This is a genomic window from Micromonospora sp. NPDC000089 (assembly GCF_042899365.1).
In the GTDB taxonomy this organism is placed as follows: Bacteria; Actinomycetota; Actinomycetes; order Mycobacteriales; family Micromonosporaceae; genus Micromonospora.
This window is the reverse complement of sequence record NZ_JBIAZT010000001.1, coordinates 138117-153757: the sequence shown is the minus strand read 5'-3', so window position 1 is coordinate 153757 and position 15641 is coordinate 138117. Positions and strand designations below refer to the sequence as shown.

Below are 15641 nucleotides of genomic sequence, written 5' to 3'. Positions count from 1 at the left end.
CGGCCTTCCCACGTTCGGTGAACGCGGGCAGAATCTCCAGGATGGAACAGCCGCACGAGCTCACCGTCGACGTGTCGCGCGGGTGGGACCGGCCGGTGGTGACCGCGCCGGTGCTGGCCTGCCTCTCGCTGGTCGGTGGCCAGTTCCCCTCCTTCTCGGCCGCGGCCAACCTGTGGATCGTGGGCACCGGCGGGACGCTGATCTGGCTGGGCCTGGGCAACCGGGTGGCCCGCCGGCCGCCGCCACGCCGGCTGGGCCCGGGGGCGGCCTGGTGGGTGCTGCCGGTGGCCGTCTTCGGTGTGCTCGAGGGCGCGACGTTCGTGATGTCCGCCGGGGACGACTTTCCGACCTTCTCCCGGTTGGCCGATCCGCTGCTGCGCGACGAGTTGGTCCGCTCGGCCGCCTGGTTCGGCTGGCTGGCCGCGTTCTGGGGGCTGGTGCGTCGATGATGCGGACGCTGGCAGTGATCGGCTTCGTGGGCGCGCTGGGCCTCTTCGTCGCCGTCGGATGGGCGTCCCGTCGCCCGGACTCCCGAGTGCCGTCGCTGGGCGACGTCTGCGCCTACGTGATGCGTTACGAGGTGGGCGTGGTGCCGGTGGGCCGGATCGGGGTGTTCGGTTTCTGGTGGTGGCTGGGCTGGCACTTCCTGGCCCGCTGAGGCCGTGCGGCCTCGCCCGCCCTCCACGAATGGTCCACATCGCGGGAACGGTGGACAGCATGTGGAAAGTAAACGTTAACTTGGGAATCGGCCGGTGTCGCACCCGCGGCACAGGTCGTGGGCGGTGGTGCCGCACCTGGCGCCGCCTCCCTCCAGGGTCAGACCGACCCGGGCTCACGCTGCCAGGCGAGCCGCTCCGGTGATCCCGGACCGCTCTCCGGGCGCTCAGCAGGACCGCCCGCAGGGCCACCGTGCTGGCCCACACCCTGGAAGGGAACTCCCATGGCGAAGACCAAGCAGAAGCCCGAGACCACCGACGACGCGCGCGAGCAGATGCGCCGCGCCCTGCAGACCTCGATGGACACCCGCCAGTAACGCCGCCGGACGGGCGGTGACGCCGGGCCCGCGCGCCCGGCGTCACCGCCCGTCTGCCTGGAGGACGTGCCGGCAGCCCCCGGCGCGGCCCGGCCCGGCTTGGCCCCGGCCCGGCTTGGCCCCGGCCCGGCTTGGCCCCGGCCCGGCCCGGCTTGGCCCCGGCCCGGCCCGGCCCGGCCCGGCCCGGCTTGGCCCCGGCCCGGCTTGGCCCCTGCCCTGGCACCGGCCTGGCCCTGGCCCCTCGGCCTAAGCGGCCGGCAGCCCCGGCCGCTGCCTGTTCGGCTTCCTTTGGATCTGATGTCGTGAACGACTCAGGATGATCGGGAGCGGGGCGGGACCTGACCGGCCGGTCTGAATCGTTTGCGTCATCAGGTCCAAAGCGTCCAGATGACAGCCCGTATCCGGGCGGCGCAACCGGAACGGCGAGCGCGCCCGCGCCGCCCGACCGCGGCGCGGCGCGGCGCGGCGCGGCGAAGCTTGCATCGGCGCCTTCCGGCAACCGCATCTCCCGGGCGACCGCGCCTCCCGGCAGCCGTACGTAAGCGACCAGTGCTGTTGTGATCCTTACCGAGGCCGTGTCAGGATCAACGGCGATGAGTCAGCCCGCCACCGCCACCGCAGCGACGCCGACCGTGCCCGCGCGACGGATCGCCGCGCTCGCGCTGCCCGCCCTGGTGGTGCTGGCCGCGGAGCCGCTCTACGTGCTCGTCGACACCGCGGTGGTCGGGCACCTCGGCCGGGTGCCGCTCGCCGCGCTGGCGGTCGGCGGCACGGTGATGACCCTCACCGCCTGGCTCGGCACCGTGCTGGCGTACGGGATCACCGGGAGGGCGGCCCGGCGGTTCGGGTCCGGCGACCGGGCCGCCGCGGTGGCCGAGGGCGTCCAGGCCTCCTGGCTGGCCCTCGGCGCCGGGGTGCTGGTGGCGCTCGCCATGCAGGTCGGCGGCGGGGCGTTGGCGCGTACCCTCGCCGGGGCCGGCGGCGACGTGGCCGGCGCCGCCGCGCAGTGGCTGCGGATCGCGGCGCTGGGCGCCCCCGGGCTGCTGCTGGCCGCGGCCGGGAACGGCTGGCTGCGCGGGGTGCAGGACACCCGTCGTCCGCTGCTGTTCGTGCTCGCGCCCAACCTGCTCTCCGCGCTGCTCTGCCCGCTGCTGGTCTATCCCGCCGGGCTCGGCCTGGTCGGCTCGGCGGTGGCCAACGCGGTCGCGCAGACGCTCTCCGGCGCGCTCTTCGCCGCCGCGCTGATCCGGGAGCGGGTGCCGCTGCGCCCCCGGCCACGACTGATCCGTCAGCAGTTGGTGCTCAGTCGCGACCTGCTGGTCCGGGGGCTGGCGTTCCAGGCCAGCTTCCTGTCCGCCACCGCGGTCGCCGCCCGGTTCGGCGCGGCGGCGGTCGGCGCGCACCAGATCGCCCTGCAGTTGTGGTTCTTCACCGCCCTGGTGCTGGACGCCCTGGCGATCGCCGCGCAGGCGCTGATCGGCGCCGCCCTCGGCGCCGGCGACGAGGCCGGGGCGAGCGCCCTGGCCCGCCGGTTCGCGCTGCTCGGCGGCGTCTGCGGGATCGGCTTCGCGGTGCTGGTAGGTGCCGGCGCGGGGGTGGTGCCGTCCTGGTTCAGCTCCGACCCGCAGGTGCGCGCCCAGGCGATGGTCGCCTGGCCCTGGTTCGTGGCCATGCTGCCGCTGGCCGGGGTGGTGTTCGCCCTCGACGGGGTGCTGATCGGCGCCGGTGACGTGCGCTACCTGCGCAACCTCACCATCGTCGCCGCCCTCGGCGGCTTCCTGCCGGCGATCTGGCTGGCCCACGTGCTCGACCTCGGGCTGGGCGGGATCTGGGCCGGGCTCAGCCTGTTCGTGGCGATCCGGCTGGTCGCGCTGCTGCTACGGCTGCGCTCAGGAGGCTGGGCCGTGGTCGGCGCGGTCCGCTGAGACTTGGCGGCCTGGCAGGGGCGGCGCGGCGTCGACCGGTGGCCCGCGGCGGGACCGGGTCTGGCAGGCTTGGCGGTCGTGAACACCGATGGTCTGATCGTGGTCGACAAGCCCGGCGGCATGACGTCGCACGACGTGGTGGCGCGGATCCGCCGGTTGGCGAAGACTCGCCGGGTCGGGCACGGCGGCACCCTCGACCCGATGGCCACCGGCGTGCTGGTGATCGGGGTCGGCCGGGCCACCCGACTGCTGACCTACGTGATCGGCGCCGGGAAGAGCTACACCGCGACCGTGCGGCTCGGGCAGGCCACCGTGACCGACGACGCCGAGGGCGACGTGATCGCCACCGCCCCGGCCGGCACGCTCACCGATGACGCGGTCCGCGCGGCGTTCGCCCCGCTCACCGGCGAGATCGACCAGGTCCCCAGCTCGGTCAGCGCCATCAAGATCAACGGGGAGCGGGCGTACAAGCGGGTCCGCGAGGGGGAGAGCGTCGAGCTGCCGGCCCGGCGGGTGACCGTGTCCCGGCTCGACGTGCTGGCGATCCGCCGGGACGCCCCGGACGTGGCGGACGTCGACATCGACGTGACCTGCTCGTCCGGCACGTACATCCGGGCGCTGGCGCGCGACGCGGGCCTGGCGCTCGGGGTGGGTGGGCACCTGACCGCGCTGCGGCGTACCGCGGTCGGGAACTTCACCCTCGCCGAGGCGGCCACCCTGGACGAGCTGGAACAGCGCGCGCCCGACGTGGTCAACCTGCCGCTGGACGCCGCCGCCGACCGGTACTTCACCCGCCGGGACGCGACCCCCGACGAGGCGAAGGTGCTCTCCCACGGCGGCCCGCTCGACCCGACCGGCGTCGTCGGGCCGTACGCCGTGTTCGGGCCGGACGGCGGCCTGATCGCTATCGTCAGCGAGCGGGACGGCCGGGCCCGGGCGGAGATCGTGCTCGCCCCGGCCTGACCGCCGGGGGTCGCCGGCGCGGCCGGCGGAGGATCCTCGCGGGCGGCGCGGGGCAGGCAGGGGGAGGAGCGGCATGCAGCGGTGGCGGGGGTACGACGCGGCGCCCGGCGGCTGGGGGCGGTCGGTCGTCACCATCGGCGTCTTCGACGGCGTGCACAAGGGGCACCAGGCGACCATCGGGCACGCCGTGTCCCGCGCCCGGGAGCTGGGCGTGAAGTCGGTGGTGGTCACCTTCGACCCGCACCCGGCCGAGGTGGTCCGGCCCGGCTCGCACCCGGCGGTGCTCACCGAGCCGGCCCGCAAGGCGGAGCTGATCGAGGCGCTCGGCGTGGACGTGCTCTGCGTGGTGCCGTTCACCCCGGAGTTCTCCCGGCTGCCGGCCGAGGAGTTCGTGCACGACATCCTGGTCGAGCACCTGCACGCGGCGCTGGTGGTGGTGGGGGACAACTTCCGCTTCGGGCACCGGGCCGCCGGCGACGTGGCCCTGCTGACCCGGCTGGGCCGCACCTTTGGCTTCGGGGTGGAGGACGCCCCGCTGATCGCCGGCTCGGGCACGGTGTTCTCCTCCACGTACATCCGCTCCTGCGTCGACGCCGGTGACGTGGGCGCGGCGGCCGCCGCGCTGGGCCGCCCGCACCGGGTGGAGGGCGTGGTGGTCCGCGGTGACCAGCGCGGACGTGAGCTGGGTTACCCCACCGCCAACCTGCTGACCCACCGGTACGCGGCGGTGCCCGCCGACGGGGTGTACGCCGCCCGGCTGATCCGCCGCGGTCACCCCGAACCGCTGGCCGCGGCGGTGTCGATCGGCACCAACCCCACCTTCTCCGGCCGGGAACGGCGGGTGGAGGCGTACGCGCTGGACTTCACCGGCGACCTGTACGGCGAGCGGCTGGCCCTGGACCTCGTGGCGCACCTGCGTGAGCAGCGTCGCTACGATTCGATCGAGCCGCTGGTGGCGCAGATCGCCGAGGACGTCGAGCGCACCCGCCGGGCGGTCGGGTAAGCGCTCTCCGAGGCCCGTGTCGTGGCCCTTGCCGGGCGGGACCGGCGCGGGCTGGTAGTCTTGCGGGACGTCGGCTGACCGACGTGGGGCCTCGCGTGCCTGCACGACGCCGCGGGTGCGAGGTGCCGGTCCGTTTCCCGGTCGTCCGACCGGTCCGGCGGACATCACTGATCAACCCACGAAACAGGGAGAACATGGCGCTCGACCAGGAAGACAAGGCCAAGATCCGCGCGGAGTACGCGACCGCCGAGGGCGACACCGGTTCGCCGGAGGTGCAGGTCGCGGTCCTGACCAAGCGGATCGCGGAGCTCACCGAGCACCTGAAGGTGCACAAGCACGACCACCACAGCCGCCGCGGGCTGCTGCTGCTGGTCGGCCGTCGCCGCCGGCTGCTCAACTACGTCCAGAAGAAGGACATCAACCGCTACCGGTCGCTCATCGAGCGGCTCGGCCTGCGCCGATGACGTGACGGGGGAGTGGCCGCACCGGCCGCTCCCCCGCTCGCGGTTCCACCGAAGAACCGGGCCGCGCGACCACCTGAGAGGGAGCCGGTCAGCGTACCGGTCTCCGGTAGTGGCCCCCGGGCATCCCGGCCTCGTGCCGGCCACCCGGGCGCTTCGATCGAAGACCGGCCGTCTGAGCAGTTCCCGTGTCGTGGGCCCACGACGCGAAGGAGCACGACAGCACATGACCGAGACCAACCTCGGCACCGAATCCCGTACCGCCGTGATCGACAACGGGGCCTTCGGCACCCGTGAGATCACCTTCTCCACCGGTCGGCTGGCCCGTCAGGCCGCCGGCTCCGTGGTCGCCCAGCTGGGCGAGACGGTGGTCCTCTCCGCCACCACCGCCGGCAAGCAGCCGAAGGAGCAGTTCGACTTCTTCCCGCTGACCGTCGACGTCGAGGAGCGGATGTACGCCGCGGGCCGGATCCCCGGCTCGTTCTTCCGCCGCGAGGGCCGGCCCAGCGAGGACGCGATCCTCACCTGCCGGCTGATCGACCGGCCGCTGCGCCCGTCGTTCGTCAAGGGCCTGCGCAACGAGGTCCAGGTCGTCGAGACCGTCCTCGCGCTCGACCCGCAGCACCCGTACGACGTGGTCGCGATCAACGCCGCGTCGATGTCCACCAAGCTGTCCGGCCTGCCGTTCTCCGGCCCGATCGGGGCGACCCGGGTGGCCCACGTCGACGGCCAGTGGGTGGCCTTCCCGACCCTGGAGGAGCTGGCCCGGGCCACCTTCGACATGGTCGTGGCCGGTCGCGCCCTGGACGACGGCGACGTGGCGATCATGATGGTCGAGGCCGAGGCGACGCCGAACGCGGTGGCGCTGATCGCCGGTGGCGCTACCGCGCCGACCGAGGAGATCGTGGCCAGCGGCCTGGAGGCCGCCAAGCCGGCGATCCGTGAGCTGTGCCGCGCGCAGAGCGAGCTGGCCGAGGTGGCCGCCAAGCCGGTCGCCGAGTTCCCGGTCTTCCTGGACTACCAGGACGACGTGTTCCAGGCGGTGGCCGACCTGGCCCGCGCCGAGGTGGCCGAGGCCCTGCAGATCGCCGGCAAGGCCGACCGCGAGGAGGCCCTGGACCGCATCAAGGCCAAGGTCGCCGAGGATCTGGGCGGTCGCTTCGAGGGCCGCGAGAAGGAGCTCTCCGCCGCCTTCCGCTCGCTGACCAAGTCCGAGGTGCGCAACCGGGTGCTGCGCGAGCAGGTCCGGATCGACGGGCGTGGCCCGCGCGACATCCGGCCGCTGAGCGCCGAGGTCGGCGTGCTGCCGCGGGTGCACGGCTCGGCGCTGTTCGAGCGGGGCGAGACCCAGATCCTGGGCGTCACCACGCTGAACATGCTCCGGATGGAGCAGATGGTGGACACGCTCTCCCCGGAGAACCGCAAGCGCTACATGCACAACTACAACTTCCCACCGTACTCGACCGGTGAGACCGGCCGGGTCGGCTCGCCGAAGCGGCGCGAGATCGGCCACGGCGCGCTCGCCGAGCGGGCCCTGATCCCGGTGCTGCCGTCGCGCGAGGAGTTCCCGTACGCCATCCGGCAGGTCTCCGAGGCGCTCGGCTCCAACGGCTCCACCTCGATGGGCTCGGTCTGCGCCTCGACGCTGGGCCTGCTCTCGGCCGGTGTGCCGCTGAAGGCGCCGGTCGCCGGCATCGCGATGGGCCTGATCTCCGACGAGGTCGACGGCAAGACCGAGTACGTGACGCTGACCGACATCCTCGGCGCCGAGGACGCGTTCGGCGACATGGACTTCAAGGTCGCCGGCACGCCGGAGTTCGTCACCGCGCTGCAGCTGGACACCAAGCTCAACGGCATCCCGTCGGACGTGCTGGCCGCCGCGCTGCAGCAGGCCAACGAGGCCCGGCAGACCATCCTGGGCGTGATGCAGGCGGCGATCGAGGCTCCGGCCGAGATGTCCGAGCACGCGCCGCGGGTCACCACCGTCAAGATCCCGGTGGACAAGATCGGCATGGTGATCGGCCCGAAGGGCCAGACCATCAACGCCATCCAGGACGAGACCGGCGCCGAGATCTCCATCGAGGACGACGGCACGATCTACGTCGGCGCGACCAACGGGCCGGCGGCCCAGGCCGCGGTGGACCGGATCAACGGCATCGCCAACCCGACCCTGCCGAAGGCGGGCGAGCGGTTCCTCGGCACGGTGGTCAAGACCGCCGCGTTCGGCGCGTTCATCTCGCTGCTGCCGGGCCGCGACGGCCTGCTGCACATCTCCAAGGTGGGCGACGGCAAGCGGGTCGACAAGGTCGAGGACTTCCTCAACGTCGGCGACAAGGTCGAGGTGGAGATCGCGGACATCGACGCCCGCGGCAAGATCTACCTGGACAAGGTCCGTCCGGAGGGCGCCGAGGCGCCGGCCGCGGGCGAGGCCGCCGGTGGCGACCGTCCGGCTGGCCGGGGTGGCGACCGTGGCCCGCGTGATCGCGGTGACCGGGACCGGGGCGACCGCGGTGGTCGCGGCCCGGAGCGCGGCGACCGTGGCGGCGAGGGCGGCGGCGACGGTGGCGAGGGCGGCGAGCGTCCCCGCCGGCGTACCCGGCACAGCTGAGCACTGACCGGCCGGGTGACGACGTCGTCGTCGCCCGGCCGGTGTGTTTCCTCCACCCCTCGTCGCAGTGAGAGCAGGTTTCCGTGAGTCGGGCCCAGCGTTCGTCGTTTCCTCCGGGTCGACGGGGGGCGGCTCCGTCCGTCCGGCACGCCGCCGACGGGCAGCCCGCCCGTGCCGGCGCGCCGTCGCGGGCGGTCACCCGGACGCTCAGCGACGACCCGCTCGGCGGTACGGTCCGCCGGACCGTGCTGCCCAGCGGCCTGCGGGTGCTCACCGAGGCGATTCCGGCGATGCGCAGCGTGTCGTTCGGCATCTGGGTGGCGGTCGGCTCCCGGGACGAGACCGGCCCGCAGGCCGGCGCCGCGCACTTCCTGGAGCACCTGCTGTTCAAGGGCACCCACAAGCGCACCGCGCTGGAGATCTCCAGCGAGATCGAGGCGGTGGGCGGCGAGACCAACGCCTTCACCACGAAGGAATACACCTGCTACTACGCGCGGGTCCTGGACGAGGACCTGCCGTTGGCGATCGACGTGATGTGTGACGCGGTGGCCGACTCCGTGCTGGAGCCGGCCGACGTGGAGACCGAGCGCGGGGTCATCCTCGAAGAGATCGCCATGCACGACGACGAGCCCGGCGACGAGGTGCACGACCTGTTCGCCGCCGCCGTCTACGGCGACCACCCACTGGGCCGGTTGATCTCCGGCACCGAGGAGACGGTCACCCCGATGACCCGGCGGCAGATCGAGAGCTTCTACCGCCGCCGCTACACGCCGCCCCAGATCGTCATCGCCGCGGCCGGCAACCTCGACCACGCGACCGTGGTCAAGCTGGTCCGCCAGGCGCTGCGCGGCACGCCGCTGGACACCGACCCGGCCACGCCGGCCGCGCACCGGTCGGCCACCCCGGCGGTACGCGTCAAGCCCGCCACCACCGTGGTCGAGCCGAAGGAGACCGAGCAGGCGCACGTCATCCTCGGCTGCCCCGGCATCGACCGCACCGACGACCGGCGGTTCGCCCTCGGCGTGCTGAACAACGTGCTCGGCGGCGGCATGTCCAGCCGGTTGTTCCAGGAGATCCGCGAGCGGCGCGGCCTGGCGTACTCGGTCTACTCCTACGCCAGCCAGTACGCCGACAGCGGCCTGTTCGCCGTCTACGCCGGCTGCGCGCCGGGCAAGGTGGACGAGGTACTCGAGCTGACCCGCGCCGAGCTGGCCCGGGTGGCCGCGGACGGGCTCACCGAGGCGGAGGTGGCCCGGGGCAAGGGGATGAGCAAGGGCTCGTTCGTGCTCGGCCTGGAGGACACCGGCTCGCGGATGAGCCGGCTGGCCAAGGGCGAGCTGCTCTACGGCGACCTGATGCCGGTCGACGAGCTGCTGGCCCGGGTCGACGCGGTCACCGTCGAGGAGGTCAACACCCTCGCCGCCGAGCTGCTCGGCCGGCCGATGTCGCTGGCCGTGGTCGGCCCCTTCGACGAGGGCCACTTCTCGATCTCCGCCTGAAACCCGCCCCCACCCCGCCCCACCCGTCACGCTTGCGCGCAGATTCACGGAAACAGTGGCCTCACCGGACGCCGAGGCGACTGTTTCCGTGCATCAGGGCGATCGGCACGGTCGCGGGAACGCGGCGGTCCCGCCGGATGGTCGCGCGCCCGCTGGGATAGGTTGTGGCGCGTGAGTGACGAGCGGGAGCAGGGGCGGGACGAGCCGATCCGGGTCGGTGTGCTGGGTGCCCGGGGCCGGATGGGCCTCGAGGTGTGCAGGGCGGTCGACGCCGCGCCCGACCTGGAGTTGGTGGCCACGATCGACCAGGGGGACGACCTGTCCGCCCTCGCCGACGCGGGCGCCCGGGTGGTCGTCGACTTCACCACCCCGGACGTGGTCATGGACAACCTGCGCTGGTGCGTCGAGCACGGCGTCAGCGCGGTGGTCGGCACGACCGGCTTCACCGAGCAGCGGCTCGACCAGGTGCGCACCTGGCTGGCCGACCGCCCCGACCTCGGCGTGGTGATCGCCCCGAACTTCGGCGTCGGCGCGGTGCTGATGATGCAGTTCGCCGCCCGGGCCGCCCGGCACTTCGAGTCGGTCGAGATCATCGAGCAGCACCATCCGCGCAAGCTGGACGCCCCCAGCGGCACCGCCACCCACACCGCCCGGCTGATCGCCGCGGCCCGCGCCGAGGCCGGTCTCGGCCCGGCCCCGGACGCGACGAAGGACGAGGTGCCGGGCGCCCGCGGCGCCGACATCGACGGGGTACGCGTGCACGCCGTGCGCGCCACCGGTCTGGTCGCCCACCAGGAGGTGCTGTTCGGCACCACCGGGGAGACGCTGACCATCCGGCACGACTCGTACGACCGGGCCTCGTTCATGCCGGGTGTGCTGCTGGCCGTCCGCGCGGTGCCGACCCGGCCGGGCCTGACCGTCGGCCTGGACGCCCTGCTCGACTGAGCGCCCCCGGCTGGCTGCTGGCCGCTATCCGCCGGCTGCTGGCCGGCCTCCGCCGGTTCGGTCGGAAACCCGTCATCGCTCGGGCGGCGGTCCGTCTAGCATCACCCGGTGATCGACTCCGAGAGGCACGACCGGGCGGGCCGGCGCGTCACGTTGCGCGCGGTCGACGAGGACAACTGGCGGGCCGTCGCCGACGTGGCCCCGCGCGATGACCAGCGGGCCTGGGTGGCCCCGATGGGCGCCCGCTACCTGCTGCTGAGCATGCACTCCGAGGTGTGGACCTCGCAGGCCGTGTACGCGGACGACGCGGTCGTCGGGCACGTGGTGTGGGGCGTGGAGGACGACGGCTCCCGGTGGATCGGCGGCATGGTGGTCGACGCCGCCGAGCAGGGTCGGGGCGTCGGCCGGGCGGCGGTGGGCACCCTCACCGACTGGCTGTCGGCGCAGGACGGCGGCAGCATCGTCCGGCTGTCGTACCACCCGGACAACACCGCCGCCGCCCACCTCTACACCGCGCTCGGCTTCACCCCCACCGGCGCCACGGACGACGACGAACTGATCGCCGAACACCACCCCCGCCCGTGACGCCGTCGAGCGTTGATCATGAGGTCACCGGCGAAGTTGATCGCGATCGGTGCGGTCAACCTCATGATCAGCGGATCGGGGGGCGGGGATGGGCGGGGTGAGGGCCGGGGGCAGGCCGGTGATGGTGGGTAGGCCCTGGTGGTCCACCTCGACGGTGACGGGGGAGCCGGCGACGCGGAGACCGGTCACCGTCACGGCGCCCAGTTCGGGGCCGGCGAGGGGGGTCAGCTCCACCCGGCCGTTGGGGACGTCCGGGTGCAGGCCGGTGGCGGCCTGGAGCAGCAGCACCGCCGCGGCCGCGGACCAGGCCTGCGGGCGGCAGGCCGCCGGGTACGGCACCGGCCGGCCGAGCAGCGCCCGGTCGTCGCCGCCGTACAGCTCGGGCAGGCGGTAGTCGAACGCCTCGGCCGCGCCGAGCAGCCCCTCGGCGAGGTCGAGCGCGGCGGCCCGGAAGCCGCCCCGGGCCAGCCCGGCGAGCACGATCGCGGTGTCGTGCGCCCAGATCGACCCGCAGTGGTACGACAGCGGGCTGAACCCGGCGTCGTCGGTCGACATGGTGCGTAGCCCGAAGCCGCCGGCCATCGCCGGGCCGGCGAGCAGCTCGGCGACCCGGGCCTCCTCCGAGCGGTTGAGCAGCCCGGTGCCGAGCAGGTGGCCGATGTTGCTGGTCAGCGAGTCGACGGGGCGCTTGTCCCGGTCCAGGGCGAGCGCCGGGCGGGGGCCGTCCGGGCCGCCGTCGACCCAGAACCGGGCGCGGAACGTCTCGGCCAGCTTGCCGGCGTACGCGCGCCAGCGGTCGGCCCCGGGCCGGCCGAACGCGTCCAGCAGGTCGGCGCCGTGCACGGCCGCCTGGTACGCGTATCCCTGCACCTCGGCCAGCACGATCGGCGGCTCGGCGAGCCGGCCGTCGCGGAAGCGGATCGAGTCGCCGGAGTCCTTCCAGCCCTGGTTGGCCAGCCCGTGACCGGTGTCGTCGATGTACTCGATCAGCCCGTCGCCGTCGGGGTCGGCGTGCTCGCCGAGCCAGCCGAGCGCCGCCTCCAGGTGTGGCAGCAGCGGCGCGACCTGCTCGGGGTCGAGACCCCAGCGCCAGGCGTCGTGCAGCAGGGAGACCCACAGCATGGTGGCGTCGACCGTGCCGTAGTACGCCGGCGGCAGCAGCACCCCCTCGTCGGGCAGCGCGAGCTCCTGCCGACGCAGCTCGTGCAGGATCTTGCCGGGCGCCTCGCCGCTGGCCGGGTCGACCCGGGTGCCCTGCCGGCGGGCGAGCACCCGCAGCGTGCCGGCGGCCAGCTCGGTGCCGAGCGGCAGCATCATCCGGGCGGCCCAGAGGCTGTCCCGGCCGAACAGGGTGAGGAACCAGGGCACGCCGGCGCCGAGGAACACGTCCCCGGGCGCGGTGGTGTCGACCAGCCGCAGCGCCCGCAGGTCGGCCAGCGAACGGTCGACCAGCCGGGTCAGCCGGCGGTCGGCGGCGCGTACCTCGGGGCGGCCCCACTCCGGCTCGCCGGCCGGCGCGGCCACCACCGCGCGCGGGTCGTCCACCCGCAGCCGCCAGCGCAGGGTCACCTCGCCGCGGGGCGGCAGGTCGACCGGCCAGGACAACCGGGGCGCGCGGGCGTGTTCACCCTCGGCGCGCACCTGGGCGCCGTCGCCGGTGACGGTCACCGTCACCCCGTCGGCCGCCCAGCTGAGCTGGCCCGGCTGGCCGGACTTCGGCTCGATCGGCGTGCTCGGCCGGCCGGTCTTGACCACGTCGATCGGGGCCAGGTCGCAGGCCAGGTCGACCGACACGGTGGCGCGTACCGGCACCGCGGCGGTGGAGACCACGCGGACCTCCTCGTCCACGCCGTACGCGCCGGCCCGGCGCGCCCGCTCGACCCGGACGGTCGGGTCCGGGCCGGGGTCGCCGAGCCAGCGGGCCAGGCCGACGAAGCGGGCGCCGTGCGGGCCGTCCTCGCCGTGCCCGATCGACTCCGGCTCCCGGTCGTCGACCCGTAGCTCGGCGCGGGAGAGCACCCGGGCGTCGGCGTGGAAGACACCCTGGACGCCGGCCGGGCGGATCTGCCCGGCCCGGTCACCCAGCGCGCTGGTGGGAGCGAGGACCACTCCGACCAGGTCGTGCAGCAGGGGTTGCAGGTGACGTTCGATCACGGGTGGGGCTCCAGATTCTGAGGGAGCCGGACATCTTGACAAGCCGTCCGGCGCGGTGCAAAGTGCGAAACATTCCAGAAACTTGAACGATCTAATCCTGCACCATCCGAATTGGATCGTTCAAGACCGCGAGGGAGGTGAAATGCCAGAAAAGGTGACCATCTCCACGGTGGCTCGGCGCGCCCAGGTCAGCCGGCAGACCGTGTCCAACGTGATCAACGCGCCGCACATCGTGCGCGAGGAGACCCGCCAGCGGGTCCGGGCGGCGATCGACGCCCTCGGCTACCGCGCCAACCAGGCCGCCCGGCAGATGCGCACCGGCCGGTCCCGGCTCATCGCGGTACGCATCGAACCCACCCGCGACGGCATCAACGGCTCCGTCCTCGACCGCTTCCTGCACGGCCTCACCGAGACCGCCGAGGGGGCCGGCTACCGCACCCTGCTCTACACCGCCGTCGACCGCGAGCGGGAGATCGCCAGCTACGACGACCTGCTCGGCTCGTACGACCTCGACGGTTTCGTGTTGACCGGCACCGACCACGGCGACCCCCGTACCGCCTGGCTCGCCGGCCGCGGGGTGCCGTTCGTGACCTTCGGCCGGCCCTGGGACGACCCGGACGCGCACTGCTGGGTCGACGTGGACGGCGCGGCCGGCACCGCCGAGGCCACCCGGCACCTGCTGGCCGCAGGCCACCGGCGGATCGGCTGGATCGGCTGGCCGAGCGGTTCCGGCGTCGGCGACGACCGCCGGTCCGGCTGGCGGCGCGCCCTCACCGCGGCCGGTCTCGACCCCACCGGCCTGCACGCGGAGACCCCCGACGGGATCGCCGCGGGGGAGCGGGTCGCCCGCGAGTTGTTCGCGGCCGACGACCCGCCGACCGCCCTGGTCTGCGCCAGTGACTCCCTCGCCCTGGGCGCCCTGCAGGCCGCCCGGGACACCGACCCGGCCCGGCCGGTGATCGGCTTCGACGACACCCCGGTCGCCGCCGCGATCGGCCTCACCAGCGTCAGCCAGCCGCTCGGTGACGCCGCCGCCCGCTGCGTCGACCTGCTCACCGCGGTACTGGACGGTCCGCGCCGTCCCCCCACCCCCGTGCTGCTCCAGCCCTCGCTGGTGCGGCGGCACACCGCATGACCCCTTCCCCCACCAGGAGAGAACCGATGAACCGATCCCTCACCCGCGCGGCGGTGGCCGGCCTCGCCGCCGTCGCGCTGTTCGGCTCCGCCGCCTGTGGCAGCGGCTTCGACGACGACAGCTCCGGCACCGCCCAGCAGTCCAGCGGGCCGGCCAACCTGCAGATCCTGATCGGCTCGTCCGGCGACGCCGAGACCAAGGCCGTCCAGGACGCCGCCGCCAAGTGGGCGTCGTCCTCGGGCAACCAGGCCACCGTCACCCCGGCCCAGGACCTCACCCAGCAGCTCGGCCAGGCGCTTGCCGGCGGCACCCCGCCGGACGTGTTCTACGTCGACGCCGCCCGGTTCGCCGACTACGCCAGCGTCGGGGCGCTGGAGCCGTACGGCGACAAGGTCAGCAAGCCGGACGACTTCTACGAGAGCCTGCGCACCGCCTTCACCTACGAGGGCAAGCTCTACTGCGCGCCGAAGGACTTCTCCACCCTCGCCCTGCAGATCAACACCGACCTGTGGGCCAAGGCCGGGCTGACCGACGCGGACGTGCCGACCAACTGGGACCAGCTCACCGCCACCGCCCGGAAGATCAAGGCCAAGGGCCAGGTACCGCTGGCGCTCGGCGACAACCGGGACCGGATCGGCGCGTTCCTGGTGCAGAACGGCGGCTGGCTGATCAGCAAGGACGGCAAGCAGCCGACCGCCGACACCCCGGAGAACGAGGCCGCCCTGGCGTACGTCAAGACCATGCTCACCGAGGGGCTGGCCCGCTACCCGAAGCAGCTCGACTCCGGCTGGTCCGGTGAGGCGTTCGGCAAGGGCAAGGCCGTGATGACCATCGAGGGCAACTGGATCAAGGGCGCCCTGCAGAACGACTACCCCAAGCTGAAGTACAAGGTCGTCGAGCTGCCGGCCGGCCCGAAGGGCAAGGGCACCCTCTCCTTCACCCAGTGCTGGGGCATCGCCGCCAAGAGCAAGTTCAAGGACCAGGCGATCAAGTTCGTCGAGGCGATGACCGCCGGCGACCAGCAGATGGCCTTCGCCAAGGCGTTCGGCGTGATGCCGTCCCGCCAGTCGGTGCGTGAGCAGTACACCGCCCAGTTCCCGGCGGACAAGCCGTTCATCGACGGCGCCGAGTACGCCCAGGGCCCGGTGAACGCCCCGAAGATGGACAGCGTGCTGGCCGACCTGGACACCGGCCTGCAGAAGCTCAACAGCACCGACCCGAAGTCCGTCCTCAACAACTTCGACAAGAACGCCAAGGCCGCGCTCGGCGGCTGACCCGGTACGCGGGGCGTCGCCGGCACCGGCGGCGCCCCGCACCGGCTCCGCGCGAG

General features: G+C 73.7%; 13 protein-coding genes. 12 read left to right on the top strand and 1 reads right to left on the bottom strand.

Features of this window, described 5'->3' with window-relative positions:
• The first annotated feature begins 41 nt into the window (after positions 1 to 41).
• From ACFY3U_RS00705 to ACFY3U_RS00660, 10 genes are all read left to right on the top strand, one after another.
• Positions 42 to 449 (top strand): hypothetical protein, encoded by a 408-nt coding sequence (locus ACFY3U_RS00705; protein WP_387192623.1) that lies wholly within the window; start codon positions 42 to 44, stop codon positions 447 to 449.
• Positions 449 to 658, top strand: coding sequence for a DUF6186 family protein (locus ACFY3U_RS00700; RefSeq protein ID WP_387192620.1), 210 nt, complete (start codon positions 449 to 451; stop codon positions 656 to 658). The genes ACFY3U_RS00705 and ACFY3U_RS00700 overlap by 1 nt, the downstream gene beginning before the upstream one ends.
• 968 nt (positions 659 to 1626) lie before the next feature.
• Entirely contained in the window at positions 1627 to 2958 is a 1332-nt protein-coding gene (locus ACFY3U_RS00695) for an MATE family efflux transporter (protein ID WP_387192617.1), read from the top strand.
• Between the two features lie 78 nt (positions 2959 to 3036).
• The gene (gene truB / locus ACFY3U_RS00690; RefSeq protein WP_387192614.1) at positions 3037 to 3921 is read left to right on the top strand and encodes a tRNA pseudouridine(55) synthase TruB; all 885 of its coding nucleotides are present in this window, start codon (positions 3037 to 3039) and stop codon (positions 3919 to 3921) included.
• 73 nt (positions 3922 to 3994) lie between these two features.
• Positions 3995 to 4924 carry a bifunctional riboflavin kinase/FAD synthetase gene (locus tag ACFY3U_RS00685; RefSeq protein ID WP_387192611.1) on the top strand — a complete coding sequence of 310 codons (930 nt, stop codon included), beginning with the start codon at positions 3995 to 3997 and terminating at the stop codon, positions 4922 to 4924.
• Between the two features lie 194 nt (positions 4925 to 5118).
• The gene (rpsO, locus tag ACFY3U_RS00680; RefSeq protein WP_089010594.1) at positions 5119 to 5388 is read left to right on the top strand and encodes a 30S ribosomal protein S15; all 270 of its coding nucleotides are present in this window, start codon (positions 5119 to 5121) and stop codon (positions 5386 to 5388) included.
• 223 nt (positions 5389 to 5611) lie between these two features.
• Complete coding sequence (locus tag ACFY3U_RS00675) at positions 5612 to 7993, top strand: polyribonucleotide nucleotidyltransferase (RefSeq protein WP_387192607.1); 2382 nt, start codon at positions 5612 to 5614, stop codon at positions 7991 to 7993.
• An 83-nt stretch (positions 7994 to 8076) separates the two neighbouring features.
• Entirely contained in the window at positions 8077 to 9492 is a 1416-nt protein-coding gene (locus tag ACFY3U_RS00670; RefSeq protein ID WP_387192604.1) for a M16 family metallopeptidase, read from the top strand.
• Positions 9493 to 9654: 162 nt separating this feature from the next.
• Entirely contained in the window at positions 9655 to 10437 is a 783-nt protein-coding gene (dapB, locus tag ACFY3U_RS00665; protein WP_387192601.1) for a 4-hydroxy-tetrahydrodipicolinate reductase, read from the top strand.
• A gap of 108 nt (positions 10438 to 10545) precedes the next feature.
• Entirely contained in the window at positions 10546 to 11022 is a 477-nt protein-coding gene (locus ACFY3U_RS00660) for a GNAT family N-acetyltransferase (protein ID WP_387192598.1), read from the top strand.
• Positions 11023 to 11046: 24 nt separating this feature from the next.
• On the opposite strand, the gene ACFY3U_RS00655 is transcribed toward ACFY3U_RS00660, so the two are convergent.
• Positions 11047 to 13176 (bottom strand): glycogen debranching N-terminal domain-containing protein, encoded by a 2130-nt coding sequence (locus tag ACFY3U_RS00655; RefSeq protein ID WP_387192595.1) that lies wholly within the window; start codon positions 13174 to 13176, stop codon positions 11047 to 11049.
• Between the two features lie 142 nt (positions 13177 to 13318).
• Here ACFY3U_RS00655 and ACFY3U_RS00650 point away from each other — a divergent pair, with 142 nt between their 5' ends.
• Both ACFY3U_RS00650 and ACFY3U_RS00645 read left to right on the top strand, forming a co-directional pair.
• The gene (locus ACFY3U_RS00650) at positions 13319 to 14311 is read left to right on the top strand and encodes a LacI family DNA-binding transcriptional regulator (protein ID WP_387192592.1); all 993 of its coding nucleotides are present in this window, start codon (positions 13319 to 13321) and stop codon (positions 14309 to 14311) included.
• A 26-nt stretch (positions 14312 to 14337) separates the two neighbouring features.
• The gene (locus ACFY3U_RS00645) at positions 14338 to 15585 is read left to right on the top strand and encodes an extracellular solute-binding protein (protein ID WP_387192589.1); all 1248 of its coding nucleotides are present in this window, start codon (positions 14338 to 14340) and stop codon (positions 15583 to 15585) included.
• The last annotated feature ends 56 nt before the right edge of the window (positions 15586 to 15641 follow it).